General features: G+C 45.0%; 13 protein-coding genes. 9 read left to right on the forward strand and 4 right to left on the reverse strand.

Annotated elements, in window-relative coordinates; all coding sequences use genetic code 11:
* The first annotated feature begins 10 nt into the window (after positions 1-10).
* The 8 genes from B0I27_RS01680 to B0I27_RS01715 all read left to right on the forward strand — a co-directional run bounded on the left by B0I27_RS01680 (position 11) and on the right by B0I27_RS01715 (position 9293).
* Positions 11-1183, forward strand: a complete 1173-nt coding sequence (locus B0I27_RS01680; protein WP_106290732.1) for an FtsW/RodA/SpoVE family cell cycle protein — start codon at positions 11-13, stop codon at positions 1181-1183.
* A gap of 12 nt (positions 1184-1195) precedes the next feature.
* The gene (murG, locus tag B0I27_RS01685) at positions 1196-2293 is read left to right on the forward strand and encodes an undecaprenyldiphospho-muramoylpentapeptide beta-N-acetylglucosaminyltransferase (protein ID WP_106290734.1); all 1098 of its coding nucleotides are present in this window, start codon (positions 1196-1198) and stop codon (positions 2291-2293) included.
* Between the two features lie 8 nt (positions 2294-2301).
* A complete protein-coding gene (gene murC / locus B0I27_RS01690) occupies positions 2302-3654 on the forward strand; it encodes a UDP-N-acetylmuramate--L-alanine ligase (protein WP_106290736.1) in 1353 nt (450 codons plus the stop codon).
* A complete protein-coding gene (locus tag B0I27_RS01695; protein WP_106290738.1) occupies positions 3647-4456 on the forward strand; it encodes a cell division protein FtsQ/DivIB in 810 nt (269 codons plus the stop codon). The genes murC and B0I27_RS01695 overlap by 8 nt, the downstream gene beginning before the upstream one ends.
* Before the next feature lie 49 nt (positions 4457-4505).
* Positions 4506-5855, forward strand: a complete 1350-nt coding sequence (ftsA, locus tag B0I27_RS01700; RefSeq protein ID WP_106290740.1) for a cell division protein FtsA — start codon at positions 4506-4508, stop codon at positions 5853-5855.
* A gap of 126 nt (positions 5856-5981) precedes the next feature.
* Positions 5982-7607: a cell division protein FtsZ gene (gene ftsZ / locus B0I27_RS01705; RefSeq protein WP_106290742.1), complete on the forward strand. Its 1626-nt coding sequence runs from the start codon at positions 5982-5984 to the stop codon at positions 7605-7607.
* 132 nt (positions 7608-7739) lie between these two features.
* Positions 7740-8981, forward strand: coding sequence for an aminotransferase class I/II-fold pyridoxal phosphate-dependent enzyme (locus B0I27_RS01710; protein ID WP_106290744.1), 1242 nt, complete (start codon positions 7740-7742; stop codon positions 8979-8981).
* A 114-nt stretch (positions 8982-9095) separates the two neighbouring features.
* On the forward strand, positions 9096-9293 hold the full coding sequence (locus B0I27_RS01715) for a histone H1 (RefSeq protein WP_106290746.1): 198 nt from the start codon (positions 9096-9098) through the stop codon (positions 9291-9293).
* A gap of 44 nt (positions 9294-9337) precedes the next feature.
* Here B0I27_RS01715 and dapA read toward each other — a convergent pair whose 3' ends face one another.
* The 3 genes from dapA to B0I27_RS01730 form a co-directional block, all read right to left on the reverse strand.
* Positions 9338-10216, reverse strand: a complete 879-nt coding sequence (gene dapA, locus B0I27_RS01720; RefSeq protein WP_106290748.1) for a 4-hydroxy-tetrahydrodipicolinate synthase — start codon at positions 10214-10216, stop codon at positions 9338-9340.
* An 86-nt stretch (positions 10217-10302) separates the two neighbouring features.
* Entirely contained in the window at positions 10303-12318 is a 2016-nt protein-coding gene (gene ligA, locus B0I27_RS01725; protein ID WP_106290750.1) for an NAD-dependent DNA ligase LigA, read from the reverse strand.
* Between the two features lie 23 nt (positions 12319-12341).
* Positions 12342-13031: an ACP phosphodiesterase gene (locus B0I27_RS01730; protein ID WP_106290752.1), complete on the reverse strand. Its 690-nt coding sequence runs from the start codon at positions 13029-13031 to the stop codon at positions 12342-12344.
* A gap of 110 nt (positions 13032-13141) precedes the next feature.
* On the opposite strand from B0I27_RS01730, the gene tyrS reads away from it, so the two are divergent.
* Complete coding sequence (gene tyrS, locus B0I27_RS01735; RefSeq protein WP_106290754.1) at positions 13142-14425, forward strand: tyrosine--tRNA ligase; 1284 nt, start codon at positions 13142-13144, stop codon at positions 14423-14425.
* A 134-nt stretch (positions 14426-14559) separates the two neighbouring features.
* Here the strand turns inward: tyrS and B0I27_RS01740 are convergent, their stop codons facing one another.
* Entirely contained in the window at positions 14560-15546 is a 987-nt protein-coding gene (locus B0I27_RS01740; protein WP_106290756.1) for a LuxE/PaaK family acyltransferase, read from the reverse strand.
* Positions 15547-15569 lie beyond the last annotated feature (23 nt).

The raw sequence follows: 15569 nt of genomic DNA on the forward strand, positions 1-15569 counted from the left end.
CTATAAGAATATGGTTGAAAGTATATTAAGCAGAGCAAAAGGAGACCGATGGATCTGGCTGATCGTGATATTACTTTCGGTATTATCATTATTAGCGGTGTACAGCTCTACAGGTACGCTCGCCTATAAGAAGGGCGTGGGTACGGAGCAGTACTTATTCAAGCATCTGGTGATGATTGTTGGCGGCCTGGCGCTGATGTATTTCTCGCATTTGCTGGATTATCGCTATTATGCGGGAATCTCGAAAGTGCTGATGATCGTGACTGTGCCATTGCTTTTATATACTTTGATTTTTGGTAATAACGTGAACGACGCGAGTCGCTGGGTAACGATTCCGATCATAAATCAGACTTTCCAGACTTCGGATTTGGCTAAGCTGGCCTTGATTACTTTTCTGGCGAGGATGCTAACCCGTAAGCAGGAACAGATAAAGGACGTCAGGAAGTCGTTTCTTCCGATCATTCTGTATGTGGGTCTGGTATTCGTGTTAATTGCCTGGGCGAATTTGTCTACGGCTATGATGCTCTTCGGTGTGAGTATATTGCTGTTGATCATCGGAAGAATCAGTATCAAGCAGATAGGTGCTGTATGCTTGTTTGGATTTGTGTTGTTGTTAGGCGTTATATTTTTGGGACCCAGAAAGGCAACTTATGCTTCCCGTATTGATGTATATCTGCATCCGGAAAAAGCTGATCCTGATAAAGCGTTTCAGGCCAATCAGGCTAAGATTGCAATTGCGACGGGTGGAATTTTTGGTAAAGGGCCGGGTAACAGCACGCAGAGGAACTACCTGCCGCATCCGTATTCTGACTTTGTGTATGCATTGATTATTGAAGAGTATGGAATGGTGGGCGGTGTAGGAATTGTGTTTTTGTATCTGATGTTGCTTTACCGCTGCATTTTGATTGTAACAGCGAGTCCGAAGGCCTTTGGCGCTTTGCTGGCGGCGGGACTGAGTTTCAGTCTCAGTATCCAGGCGTTCGCAAATATGGCCGTGGCGGTCGGTTTAGGTCCCGTTACGGGGGTGCCCCTGCCTCTGGTTAGTATGGGAGGGACGTCGATCTTATTTACGAGTGTAGCTTTCGGGATTATACTCAGTGTAAGTCGTGATATTGAAGAGAAGAAGGGTAAGGAGAAAACTGTAGAAGATAGAGTAGTTGTGGGTGAAATACCGGCAATGTAAGGAGATAAAGAAATGGCGAAAAGAATAATCATCAGTGGAGGAGGAACCGGAGGGCATATATTCCCTGCGATAGCCATCGCTAATGCGTTGAAACGCCTTGATCCGGCAACGGAGATCCTCTTTGTTGGAGCTAACGGACGTATGGAGATGGAAAAAGTCCCTGCTGCCGGATATAAAATAGTGGGACTGGATATTCAGGGTTTTCAGCGCAAGTCTCTGTTAAAAAACCTGAAGCTGCCTTTTAAGGTAGTAGCGAGCCTGATGAAGGCGAGGGCTGTAATCAGGAACTTTAAGCCGGATGCAGCTGTAGGTGTTGGTGGTTATGCATCAGGACCGCTCTTGCTGGCGGCGGGGAATATGAGCGTGCCCTATCTCATTCAGGAGCAGAATTCATACGCGGGCATGACCAATAAATGGTTAGGTAAAAAGGCGGAAAAAGTATGTGTGGCGTTCTCGGGAATGGACCAGTTTTTTCCTGCCGGAAAGATATTAATGACGGGTAATCCGATTCGTAAGGAAGCGGTTGAGGTAAGCGGAAAACGGGCGGAAGCGCTTGCCAGTTTTGGATTGTCAGCAGATAAGAAGACCGTTTTAGTTACTGGCGGAAGCCTTGGCGCTGGTACGCTGAATAAGAGCATGCTGGCTGAGCTGGATCTTTTTGCGAAAGAGGACGTGCAGCTGATCTGGCAGACGGGTAAGTTTTACTATAAGTCGATACTGGAAAAAACTCAGGGAAGGTTGCCGGCAAACGTGCGCATCGTTGAGTTTTTAAACCGTATGGATCTGGCTTATGCCGCTGCTGATGTGATTGTATCGAGGGCAGGAGCGGGGACGATTGCTGAGCTGTGTGTTGTCGCCAAGCCGGTGATTCTGGTGCCTTCGCCAAATGTGGCAGAAGACCATCAGACGCAGAATGCGATGGCCCTTGTAAAGCGTAATGCAGCTGTTCTGATCGCTGATCATGAAGCCGAGGGAACGCTTGGTTCGCTGGCGGTAAGCTTGATCAGGGATGAGCAGAAGTCCAGGGAGCTGCAGGCGAATATCGCCAGCCTTGCGCTTCCGGATGCGGATGATGTGATTGCAAAAGAAGTTTTAATTATAGCTAAATGATCGTATAAATGGAGCTGGATTCAATTAAAAAGGTTTATCTCATAGGTATTGGCGGCATTGGAATGAGCGGCCTCGCCAGGTATTTTCATAAAAGAGGATGCCAGGTGAGCGGTTACGACCGTACGCGGACTGCCCTTACAGATAGCCTTGTTGAAGAGAATATCAGCATTTCGTTTATTGACGATACCAGCGAACTGGTGAGTGCGTGGGCGGACAAGGAAAATATCCTTGTCATTTATACGCCGGCTATTCCGCGGGAATCCAGGATATTGAATTATTTCAAAGATGGCGGTTACATCCTGAAGAAACGTTCGGAAGTTCTGGGGATCATCAGCAGGGGTATGTTTACGATCGCTGTGGCGGGTACCCATGGGAAGACCACTACTTCGACGATGGTTGCGCATATACTGAAGCATACAGGATATGATTGTACCGCTTTTCTTGGGGGTATTTCGTCAAACTTCAATACGAATGTGCTCTTTGGAGAGAATAATGTGATGGTGGTGGAAGCGGATGAATATGATCGTTCATTTTTGACGCTGCATCCTGACATCGCTATTGTAACATCCATGGATGCGGATCATCTTGATATCTATGGAACAGACGATCAGGTAAAGGAATCGTTTCGGCTTTTTGCTTCGCAGTTGAAAGAAGGAGGAAAGCTGATTCATAAAAAGGGTCTCGCGCTGACAGGTGGATTGACTTATTCAGCGTCGGAACAGGCGGAGAGTTATGCACATAACGTTCGTGTGGAGAATGGTCAGTTCTTTTTTGACTTCTCTGGTAATGGAAATGCGATCAGCGACATCGCTATGCCTTTGCCGGGACTACATAATATTGAAAACGCGGTAGCAGCGATACAGGCAGCCCTTTATTTGGAAATTCCGGCGGAGGATATAAAAACGGCAATTGCTGATTTCAGGGGCGTGAAACGTCGCTTCGAATATGTGGTAAGAGCAGAAAAGTCGGTTTATATCGATGATTATGCCCATCACCCGGAAGAATTGAGAGCCTGTATCTCGGCAGTAAAAACCCTGTATCCGGATAAGACTTTAACGGTGATTTTTCAGCCGCATTTGTATTCCCGTACCAGGGACTTTGCTCCCGGCTTTGCCGAGGCGCTTGGTATGGCAGATGAGTTGATTCTGCTGGATATTTATCCTGCCAGAGAGCTTCCGATAGAAGGGGTGACGTCGAGGATTATTCTGGATGAAGTGGAAGGCGGCCTCAAAATGCTTTGCAGCATGGAGGAGTGCCTGCATTATATTTCAATCCGGAAGCCGGAACTTCTGCTTACGGTTGGAGCGGGTGATATTGATACTATGGTTGGACCTTTAAAGGAGATGATGAGCCATGCTTAAAAGGATCGCCTGGAAACGGATTTTGTGCGTATTCACGTGGTTACTCAGCATTGGGGGACTGATGGTATTGATGAGCTTTATCGATGGTAAAAAGAGCTATTTAAAGTGTAAGGATATTAAAGTTATCATACCGGGAACTGCGGGATTTATTGACCGCAACGAAGTGAACAGGATTATTCAGAATCATTCAGGTCTGATTATCAGCAAGTACTTGCATGAGATTAATTTGCATGAGCTGGAGAATGAATTTAAGAGGAATCCTTATATCAGGGACGCGAAGGTTTTTGCGGATATGGACGGAACGGTAAACATTAAAGTTATTCAAAGTGATCCGATTTTAAGGGTCATGACTTTGAACAACCAGGATTATTACATTGACAGGCTGGGAAACAAAATTCCTGTGTCTAAGGACTATACACCTCATGTACTGGTGGCGAACGGACATATAACGGAAAATTATACAAAAAGAGAAGATTCGCTTAGAACAAAAGTGACGCGCGATTTGTATAAAACAGCTCTGTACGTTGAAAAAGATTCTTTATGGCGAGATCAGTTTGAGCAGCTCTACGTGAATGCACAACGAGAAATTGAGATCGTGCCTCGTGTTGGAAATCAGAAGATTATTTTAGGAGATGCAGACTCCCTGGAGACAAGGCTGCGCAATTTAAAAGTATTCTACAAAAAGGCTATGCCGGTTGTGGGGTGGAATGCTTATAAAACAATAAACATTAAATACACGAACCAGATCATTTGTGAGCGCAACCTCGCAGACAGTGCCTGGCTCGTGATAACACAAAAGTAAAACGGAAAACATCAACAATACATCAGCAAAAAAAATTAACACCTTAGTTATGGATAAAGGCACTTCTACATCATCGAAAAATTCGCCTATTGTCGTCGGTTTAGACATAGGAACAACTAAAATTTGTGTGATAGTTGGCCGCCGAAGTGGACATGGGAAGATAGAAATACTCGGATTGGGTAAGGCAGAATCGGCTGGTGTGAGCCGGGGTGTGGTAGCCAATATACAGAAGACTGTTCAGGGCATTCTTCAGGCGGTTGAGGAGGCCAGTGTCCAGTCTAACGTAGAGATTAAGATCGTCAATGTCGGTATCGCCGGGCAACACATAAAAAGCCTTCAGCACCGCGGAATTCTTACAAGGAAAGATCTGCAGAACGAGATTCAGCGTAAAGACATCGAGAAGCTTATCGAGGATATGTATAAGCTTGTCATGCCTCCGGGAGAAGAGATTATTCATGTCCTTCCGCAGGAATTTACCATCGACAACGAGCCGGGTATCAAAGATCCGATCGGAATGGCAGGAGTACGTCTTGAGGCGAATTTCCACATCATTTCGGGTCATGTGAGTGCCGTAAGGAACATTTTGAAATGCGTTCGCAATGCAAACCTGGAAACGCAGGAACTGATCCTGGAGCCACTGGCGTCATCTGATGCTGTGTTGAGCGACGAGGAAAAAGAAGCTGGTGTTGTTTTGGTAGACATCGGTGGTGGTACTACCGATATCGCGATCTTCCACGAAGGCATCATCAGACATACGGCTGTGATTCCATTCGGTGGTAACAGCGTTACAGAGGATATCCGTGAAGGGTGTTCGGTAATGCGCAATCAGGCAGAGCTCCTGAAAACACGCTTCGGATCTGCCCTGGCTGACGAGAATAAAGACAATGAGATTATTTCAGTGCCGGGATTGAGAGGAAGAGAGCCTAAGGAAATTTCTGTTAAGAATCTGGCTTATGTGATCCAGGCGAGAATGGAGGAGATCATTGAGCACGTTTATTACGAAATCAAGGCTTCGGGATATGAGAAAAGGTTGATCGCCGGGATCGTGATTACGGGTGGTGGGGCGCAACTGAAGCATCTGCCACAGCTGGTTGAGTATGTTACAGGGCTGGATTGCCGTGTGGGATATCCTAACGAGCATCTTGCTAAAAATGAAGTGCTGCCTAAGAATATATATGATGATCTGAAGAGTCCGCTTTATGCTACAGGTATCGGTCTTTTGATCAAGGGAATTCAGAAAGCAGAAGAGGTGCAGGAAATGATGAAACAGCCAGGTGTTTATGTACAAGCGCCTCAGGATCCGAAGAATAAGAAAAGTATCGGCTTATTTGATAAGCTCCTTCAAACGGGTGCGAGGTTTATCAAAGATGATATCAAGGACGAGGATTACCTGAAGTAATTTTCAACAAAGGATTAGTTTTCCACAATCTTAACAAATGTGGAAAACCTTTGTGTAAAATTATTTAATATTACGATGGTGCAATGGCGATAAAATTCGAAATCTATTCTATTGATTGATAACGATATGCAGTTTGAAATGTTAAAAGAAAAATCATCAATTATCAAGGTAATTGGTGTTGGTGGCGGCGGTGGTAACGCAGTAAACCATATGTATAGGCAAGGAATTACAGGGGTGGATTTCATCATTTGTAATACGGATGCCCAGGCCCTTGAACTTAGCCCGATTCCTAATAAGGTTCAGCTGGGTGCAAGTTTAACGGAGGGAATGGGCGCTGGATCAATACCTGAGGTGGGGAAGAACTCTGCAATAGAAAATATTGAAGATATAAAACGTATGCTTGGCAGCACGACCAAAATGTTGTTCATTACTGCAGGAATGGGTGGTGGAACCGGTACGGGCGCAAGTCCGATCATAGCAAAAGCTGCGAAAGAACTGGATATTCTTACGGTAGGCATCATTACTACTCCTTTCTCTTTTGAGGGAAAGCGTAGAAAGATGCAGGCAGAAGAAGGGCTCGAGGAGTTTAAAAAGTACGTAGATTCTTATCTGGTCATATCCAATGACCGGTTACGGGAAATCTTCGGAAACCTGACGCTTAGTGCAGCCTTCGCCCAGGCAGACAATATTTTAACAACTGCAGCAAAAGGGATAGCGGAAATTATTACGATACCGGGTTATATAAACGTCGACTTTAAGGATGTTCGCACAGTTATGAACAACAGCGGTGTTGCGATCATGGGTAGCTATTCTGCAGAAGGCGAGAGCCGTGCTCTTCGCGCTGTTGAGGGTGCTCTTGCATCTCCATTGCTGAAGGATAACGAAATCGAAGGTGCCCGTTACATTCTGTTGAATATCAGTTCGGGTTCGAGGGAAGTCTCTATGGACGAGGTGAGCGTGATTACAGATTACATCCAGGATGAAGCTGGTTTAGCGGCTGATCTTATCTGGGGTAACTGTATGGATGAAAATCTTGGTGATAAAATATCGGTAACGATCATTGCTACAGGCTTCCAGACGAAAGAGGAAAGGGCTATAGAGAAGAGTCATCAAAAAAAGGTGTCTTTGCTGACACCGGACAATGCGCCGATGATTAAGCCTGTAAATTCTTTCATTGAACAAGTTGAAGAGGCTGAAGAGCTGAAAGAAGAGGAGCCTGCTCCGTCTAAGTTTACAGCGGAATTACAGGTTGATTTGTTTGGAGGTTTTGCTCCGAAGAAAATAGAAGAAAAGAAGGTTGCTGAACAACCGAAAGTGATCAGACATACTTTGCAGGATGAAGAAAAGCAGATTCAGGAGTCGTCTTTTGAATTTGGTTTTAAAGTGGCTGAAAGTGAATATCAGTTTGATGATGTACCCGTACAATCGGCACCCTCAGCTCAGGAGCCAGCTAAACCGGTTGAGCCAATAGCTTATAACCCCGACGAGAACAAGACAGATGAGTCTATCGAGGAGCAGCTCAGAAAGTCAAGGGAACGTATTTTGAGACTAAAGGATTTGAGTATGAAGCTACGTTCAGCGAATGGGCTTCAGGAGTTGGAAGCAGAGCCAGCTTACAAAAGGAAACAAATGGCTCTTCAACAGGTTCCGCATTCTTCAGAATCTCAGGTTTCTCGGTTTACCTTATCTAATGAAGATGGGGTGACTGAAATCAGACCTAATAATTCGTTTTTACACGATAATGTAGACTAGATTTATTTTAATAGAAATCAAAGCCCTTGCAGTTAGTAAGGGCTTTTTGCTTTTGTAAGAATTAATGCAGGCAAGCTTTTTAAAATTGCTAACTTTGCAACTTTATTTTGTAGTTAATTAAATTTTAATACGTTGGATATATTCGATAAGATATCTCAGAACATGGGACCGTTAGGCCAGCACCAAAAGATGGCGCATGGATACTTTGCATTTCCTAAACTGGAAGGTGAGATCGGACCTCATATGAAGTTCAGGGGAAAGGATCACCTGGTGTGGAGCCTGAACAATTACCTTGGCCTTGCAAATCATCCGGAGGTAAGGGAAGCGGATGCGAAAGGTGCGCAGGAGTTTGGAATGGCTTACCCAATGGGAGCCAGGATGATGTCTGGAAATTCCAACCATCATGAGGCTCTGGAGCAGGATCTTGCAAAATTTACTGGAAAGCAAGATGCGTTCTTGCTGAACTACGGATATCAGGGGATGGTATCGATTATCGATACGCTTGTTGACCGTAACGATGTTATCGTTTATGACGCGGAATGTCATGCGTGTATTATAGATGGTTTAAGGCTTCATATTGGTAAGCGGTTTGTTTACCAACACAATGATATTGAAAGCTGCAGAAAGCAGTTGGAGCGTGCTACAAAGCTTACCAGTCAGACTGGTGGTGGTATATTAGTGATTACAGAAGGTGTATTTGGTATGTCGGGTGCTCAAGGCAAACTGGCGGACATTGTGGCTTTGAAAAGCGACTTTAATTTCCGTTTGCTTATCGATGACGCACACGGATTCGGTACAATGGGAGCAACAGGAGCGGGTACTCACGAGGCTCAAAACTGCATTGACGGAGTTGATGTTTACTTTGGGACATTTGCGAAGTCTATGGCAGGAATTGGTGCGTTCGTGTCTTCCACCGAGACGATTGTTAACTATCTCAGGTATAATATGCGTTCACAGACCTTTGCGAAGGCTCTTCCGATGCCTATGGTTATCGGTTTACGTAAGAGGCTGGAGCTGCTTCAAAGTAAGCCTGAGCTGAGAGAGAAACTATGGAATATTGCTGCTACTTTACAAAAGGGACTGCGTGAACGCGGATTCAACCTAGGTGTAACTGACACCATGGTAACTCCTGTATTCTTGAAAGGTGAGCTGAACGAAGCTACGGCCATCACGATGGATTTACGTGAGAACTACAGTATTTTCTGCTCAATCGTTGTGTATCCGGTTATTCCGAAAGGTTTAATGGAGCTTCGGATCATTCCAACGGCCGCACACTCACCGGAAGATGTTCAGGTTACCCTGGATGCGTTTTCAGAGGTTGCAGAAAAGCTTAAAGCAGGTTATTACAAAGAGCAGAGTGCTGTAAACGTATAGTCTTCGTTTTCAGGTCGGTTAGCTGTCTTAATTCGTAGATAATTATTTTTTTTCTTCAAAAAAGCTATTACATTAGCTTAAGCTTAATAGAAGCAGAACTAAAACTAACGTATTATGGCAAATTTTGAAAGGTTTACCGAGCTAAAGGAGCTCCTGACTGGCTTAGAGGCAGATGCAGACAAATTCTATAACAAAGGAAATAGTGCTGCCGGTACTAGATTAAGAAAAGGCTTGCAGGATATTAAAAATCTTGCACAGTCCATTCGTCTGGAAATTCAGGAATCTAAAAATTCGGTAGCTGCTAAGAAGTAATTTTACACAAAAAAAGAGAGTAGCGATACTCTCTTTTTTTGTTTTTATATGATTTTATCCAACTCCAGGCGGATCACTTCGCTGTTCTGCTCACTAACAGGACATAGCGGTAAGCGGAGGTAATCATCACAAATCCCTAAGTGCTTCAAGGCTGATTTTATGCCCCCAGGGTTGTTTTCAGCGAAGAGTTTGCTGAAGAAATTCGTAAGCTTCAGAAACTTGGGTGCAGCTGTCTTAAAGTCGCCGGAAAGACCAAGCCGAACGACATCCGAGAGTTGCTTTGGTATGGCATTTCCTGCTACAGAAATGATACCCGAGCCACCCATCGCTATAAGGGGAAGGGTGATGCCATCATCTCCTGAGATAAAGAGGAAATCTTCCGGCTTATCACGCAGTATAACGTTAAACTGATCGAAATTACCGGAGGCTTCTTTAGTGCCAAATATATTGCTGCAATCGTTAGCAAGACGCAGCGTGGTTTCAGCAGAAATATTGCTGGCTGTTCTGCCCGGAACATTATAGATCAGAACCGGCAGGGGAGATTGTTCAGCAATGATTTTATAATGCTGATAAATTCCTTCTTGTGTTGGCTTATTATAGAAAGGGCTCACAGAGAGGATTGCGTCGTAGCCTTCTGTATTAAACTTCTTAAGTCCTTCAAGCACTTCTGCGGTATTATAGCCGCCTATACCTGCCATGAGAGGAACCCGTTTATCTACCACTTCGGCAGTAAACTTCCATACAGCTTCTTTTTCACTCTTGCTTAGGGTAGCAGCCTCACCTGTTGTTCCCAGAACAACCAGGTATTCGACTCCGCCGTCTATTTGATAGTTAATCAGTTTGCTTAGTCCCTGATAATCTATTGATCCATTCTGATCGAACGGGGTAACCATAGCTACTCCAGTTCCTAAAAATTTATTCATTCGTAAGTGCCTGTGATTCCTAATTATCGGATTTGAAATTTAGTCTGCTAAGTTAATAGGTTTTATTGAAAAATAGTTCCGTTTTATCAATCGTTTAGCATCTTAAGGAGGTCTTCATCCGAAATAATCGGAATCTTGAGCTTGTTGGCCTTCTCTAGCTTAGATGGTCCCATGTTGTCGCCCGCTAACAGGTAGTTCAATTTTCCGGATATCCCACTGAGTATTTTTCCGCCGTTCATCTCGATCATGGAGGATAACTCATCCCGACTGTACTGCTCAAATACTCCTGATATAACAAAGGTCTTGCCGGCCAGCTTATCACTGGAAAAGATAATTTCCTGCTCCTGACGGCTAAATTGAAGTCCACTATCGCGCAAACGGCTGATCTGATCAATATGCCGTTGGTCTTGGAAATACAGTTGAATACTCTCGGCAATGCGTCCGCCAATTTCGTCAGCTGCAATCAGTTCATCATAACTGGCACTCATCAAACTATCGATGTCTTTAAAGTGTATGGTAAGCTTCCTGGCGACTGTTTCGCCTACATAACGGATGCCCAGTCCGAAAAGTACCTTCTCGAAAGGCATCTGCTTCGACTTTTCTATGCCTTCGAGCATATTGCTGATTGACTTTTCACCGAAACGTTTCAGTTCACGCAGCTGATCGGGCTTCTGGTAAAGAACGTAGAGGTCACTTATATGCTCAATCAGGTTTTTGCGATAGAGGAGTTCTATGGTCTCATTACCAATACCGTCTATGTTCATCGCTCTGCGACTACAAAAATGCTGGATCTTGCCAACGATCTGTGGCGGGCATGCTTCGTCGTTCGGGCAGTAGAATGCCGCTTCTCCCTCTTTTCGGATGAGGTTACTTCCGCATTCGGGGCAGAGCTCAGGATATACGATTTTTGCACTTCCTTCTTTCCGTTTCAGTGTATTCACGGAAGTGATCTTTGGTATGATCTCACCGCCTTTTTCGACGAAGACAGTGTCGCCTTCGTGAAGGTCAAGGCGCTCCATCTCATTGGCGTTGTGCAGAGTAGCACGCTTAACCGTTGTTCCAGCAAGCAGGACAGGTTTGAGGTTGGCGACGGGGGTTACTGCACCAGTACGCCCCACCTGATAGGTTACGAGCTTCAGCTCTGTTTCCACCTCCTGCGCTTTGTATTTATAGGAGATGGCCCATCTCGGAGATTTGGCCGTGAAACCAAGCTCCTCCTGCTGGGCATAGCTGTTTACCTTGATCACGATACCGTCGATGTCGTATCCCAATTTGTAACGCTCGTTTTCCCAATAATGGATGAACTCAATAACATCGTCAATGGTATGGCAGAGTCGGTTATGTTCACATACGTGGAAGCCCCATTTACTGACAGCTTGCAGGCTCTCCCAATGAGTCCTGAAAAGGCGTTTATCGGTATATAAAAAGTAGAGAAAGCAATCTAGCGGTCGTCTGGCTACTTCGGCAGAGTCTCGAAGCTTGAGCGTGCCTGACGCAAAGTTCCGGGGATTTGCGTAGGGAACCTCGCCGTTATTGATTCGCTCCGTATTGAGACGCTCGAAAGCGGCCCTGTGCATAAATACCTCGCCCCGAATCTCAAAGGTATCTGGGTAGTCATCAGCCTTTACGTGATGTGGAATGCGCTTAATGGTTTTAACGTTCGTTGTAACATCGTCTCCCTGTGTTCCGTCGCCACGTGTTACCGCCCTTAGGAGTTTGCCGTTTTCATATGTCAGACTGATGGATAAGCCGTCGAATTTAAGTTCGCAAACGTATTGGAAATCATCACCGATAGCTTTTTTAATGCGGTCGTCAAAATCACGCAGATCTTGCTCATTATAGGTATTGCCCAGGGAAAGCATAGCCCACTTATGCTTAACCGTCTTAAACTCTTTCGTTATCTCTCCACCGACCCGTTGGGTGGGGGAGTAGGGATCTTGAAGCTCAGGGTTATCCTTTTCAAGCTGCTCGAGTTCCTTGAGTTTCTGATCAAACTCAAAGTCAGTTATGGTGGGCTGAGCGAGAACATAATAATTATAATTATGCTGGTTAAGCTCAGCTGTAAGGGCATCTATACGGCTTTTGATATCAGAAATTGACATAAAGCGAAGATAGGTATTTTGAATTATTTAGCGGCGTAGGGTAGGAGACGGACTTCGATCTGATTGAAAATGGTAATGAAGTCTTCTTTCAGGACCTCGAGGTAAGCGGTAAGGATTGTGGCAATACGGAACTTCTCTTCGTCTGTAAAAGGTTGAGGCCATATACGCTGACAGATCTTTCCGATAGCGTACATGATGTCCTTGGGTTCGCGATAACTTTCCAGATATTTCGAGCGTATGAACCCTTCCAGGAAGTTAAAAAAGGTCGAAGGTTCCGGGATGTTGTTTAATAGAAGAAAGTTGTCCAGCATATCTTCGTCTGCATTCGTTAATTGAGTGTAAAAACGCGAGGAGTTGAGGTTTAACTCAGTAAGGAGAAGGCTGTCGAGCATGAGTTCCAGTGCGATATGAGCTACGAAAGAAGGCCTGACATTCGAATGGAGAAGATGGGGTACGATCTGCAGACGTAGTATCGAAGTATGCCTGCGGAAAAATTCTGAAGAGTGAAAGTAGCGATCTACTTCCAGATGCCGCTTCCAACCCTCGAGAAGGCCTCTCTGTGAGTCATCGTGCAGAAAAAGATGCTCGTTCTTCTCTGGTCGCAAGTTCCATTCCTTATTGGCATTCTTTAGCAGATCAGGCAGTACGATGCCCATGATCCGATATGGGTTCTCTTCATCTCTGTCAAAATAAAAATGGGAAAGGAAGTTCATGGGTTGGAGGTGACGCGCAATTGCTACAATATAATAAGATTTATTGATTCAGGGAAGCGAGAGCTCATTAAGTCGCAGAATTTCTATCTTTGCGACTTTAAACGAACAAAATGAATTTTATAGAAGAACTCAGATGGAGAGGCATGCTACACGATATGATGCCTGGAACAGAGGAAGAACTGAATAAAGGCATGGTATCGGGATATATTGGTTTTGATCCAACTGCTGATTCTCTCCATGTGGGGCATCTTACACAAATCATGACGCTCATCCATTTCCAGAACGCAGGACATAAGCCTTTTGCGCTTGTGGGTGGAGCCACAGGAATGGTTGGGGACCCTTCAGGGAAATCGGCGGAGAGAAACTTGCTCTCGGAAGAAACGCTCCAGAAGAATGTTCATGCCCTGGAAACGCAGTTGAAGAAGTTTTTGGATTTCGACTGCGGTCCTAATAGTGCCGAGATGGTTAACAACTACGACTGGTTCAAGAATTTCAACTTTCTAGACTTTATTCGTGACGTTGGAAAGCACATCACCGTGAATTATATGATGGCCAAAGACTCCGTTAAGAAGCGTTTGGAGGGAGATGCCGGTCTGTCATTTACCGAATTCAGCTACCAGCTGATTCAGGGTTATGATTTTTATTGGTTGTGGAAGAACAAAAACTGTCAGGTTCAGATGGGTGGTTCAGATCAGTGGGGCAATATTGTGACCGGAACAGAGCTAATACGCCGTATGGGCGGAGGAGGAGCTTTCGCGATGACTACTCAACTCATCAAGAAGGCTGATGGTAACAAGTTCGGAAAGACTGAGTCTGGTGCCGTTTGGCTGGATCCCGAGAGGACTTCTCCTTATAAGTTTTATCAGTTTTGGCTGAATGCGAGTGATGAGGATGCGAAAAATTGGATCAGGATCTTTTCCTTGAAATCTAAGGAGGAAATAGAGGCTATTGAAGCTGAGCATGCAACGGCTCCACATATGCGCGCACTTCAAAAAGCCCTCGCTGCTGAGATTACCATCCGCACTCACTCTGAGGAAGCGCTGCAAAAAGCGTTAACGACCTCAGACTTCCTTTTTGGAAACGGACCGATCGAATTTCTTTCACAACTGACTGAAGCTGAAGTGCTGGAGATATTCGAAGGGATACCCCAGTTCGACATGTCAAGGGAATTGCTTAGTGAAGGTCTCAACGTGGTAGATATGCTTGCTGAACATACGAAGGTATTCCCCTCTAAGGGCGAAGCACGCAAGATGATTCAGGGTGGTGGTTTAGCTATTAATCGTTCCAAGGTTGCTGATGCCGCGGAGCTCATACAGTTAACACACCTGATTAGCGACAAATTTATAGTGGTACAAAAGGGTAAGAAGAACTATTTTCTTATTACCGTAGCATAATAGTAAAAAAAAAGGTGCAGTGTGGGCGCGGGAGGGAAACTATTACCAGCGCTGCGCCTTTTTTATTCAGTGTAACCTCCGTATGGTCAGCTGTCGCATCCTGAAGCTGCCGCTAAGTCACAGGCCTGATAATGTTACTGAACCAGCAAGTTACAGCCGCGTATGTCACTGTTATCGAACCTTCCTATGATCTCAAATGAGCCGTCCTGGTACTTCTTTCCAAGATCCTGAGTTGCAATGAACGAACACGAATAGATATTCGCCAGATCAATGATGTTGATTCCCCCCGTCGCTCCTGTTTGCAAGAAGCTAAATGGATCATTGATATCCCGTATGTCGATGCGCATCCAGGGTGGGCACCTAAATAACCCTTTTCCCGAAGAGTATGCCTGGGAAAGAAGCTCGGTCATCCCGTATTCTGAATGAATAGCATTCACGCCAAAGCCCGCACACAGCTGCTGATGAAGCTCCTCCCGGATCATCTCCTTGCGCTTTCCTTTCATTCCCCCGGTTTCCATCACAATAAGATCAGGAAAATCCAGCGTATAGCGTTCTACAAAATCAAGCAAGGCGTACGTTACACCGATTAGTATCACTTTACTACCGGCATGGCGCAGTTTAACTAGAGCCTGATACAACTCATCGTGATTGTATAAGAAGTAGCCACTTTCCGGATTACCAGTTCGTTGAATCAGATCTTCGACCATATAGATCAAAGAGGACCCCTCTCGCTCCAGGTAAGATGGCAGGAGCGCCAGAATGACGAGATCACGGATATCGCCGTAGAAAAGTTCGAACGTTTTACGGAAACTCTCCTCGTACACCGACAGATCAAGTACTTCATGCTTGCTTTGCACCATTCCGGTGGTTCCGGAGCTGCTGAAAACTATTTCCGGGGAATCTGAGCCGGATATTATACTGTGATTTTTGAAGAACTCCACCGGCATATAGGGGATATCCCTGACGTTGGTAATTGATTCAGAATCTTTCTTTAACCCTTTCACGAAACTTGCGTATACAGCGTTATGAGCTACCTGAAATCTGAACACGTCTATCGCCAGATTATTAAAGTTTTCTTCTGAACGGTTCAGAAATAGCGGTTTTGAAAAAACATGTTCCACAAGACAAAGGTAACAACATTTAA

Source organism: Arcticibacter pallidicorallinus, from assembly GCF_003002875.1.
In the GTDB taxonomy this organism is placed as follows: domain Bacteria; phylum Bacteroidota; class Bacteroidia; order Sphingobacteriales; family Sphingobacteriaceae; genus Arcticibacter; species Arcticibacter pallidicorallinus.

Bases quoted from the DNA above. Each gene is read 5' to 3' on its own strand.
- dapA (WP_106290748.1), bottom strand. From the start codon at position 10,216: ATGAATAAATTTTTAGGAACTGGAGTAGCTATGGTTACCCCGTTCGAT.
- ftsA (WP_106290740.1), top strand. From the start codon at position 4,506: ATGGATAAAGGCACTTCTACATCATCGAAAAATTCGCCTATTGTCGTC.
- murC (WP_106290736.1), top strand. From the start codon at position 2,302: ATGGAGCTGGATTCAATTAAAAAGGTTTATCTCATAGGTATTGGCGGC.
- B0I27_RS01680 (WP_106290732.1), top strand. From the start codon at position 11: ATGGTTGAAAGTATATTAAGCAGAGCAAAAGGAGACCGATGGATCTGG.
- tyrS (WP_106290754.1), top strand. From the start codon at position 13,142: ATGAATTTTATAGAAGAACTCAGATGGAGAGGCATGCTACACGATATG.
- B0I27_RS01730 (WP_106290752.1), bottom strand. From the start codon at position 13,031: ATGAACTTCCTTTCCCATTTTTATTTTGACAGAGATGAAGAGAACCCA.
- ligA (WP_106290750.1), bottom strand. From the start codon at position 12,318: ATGTCAATTTCTGATATCAAAAGCCGTATAGATGCCCTTACAGCTGAG.
- ftsZ (WP_106290742.1), top strand. From the start codon at position 5,982: ATGCAGTTTGAAATGTTAAAAGAAAAATCATCAATTATCAAGGTAATT.
- murG (WP_106290734.1), top strand. From the start codon at position 1,196: ATGGCGAAAAGAATAATCATCAGTGGAGGAGGAACCGGAGGGCATATA.
- B0I27_RS01715 (WP_106290746.1), top strand. From the start codon at position 9,096: ATGGCAAATTTTGAAAGGTTTACCGAGCTAAAGGAGCTCCTGACTGGC.
- B0I27_RS01695 (WP_106290738.1), top strand. From the start codon at position 3,647: ATGCTTAAAAGGATCGCCTGGAAACGGATTTTGTGCGTATTCACGTGG.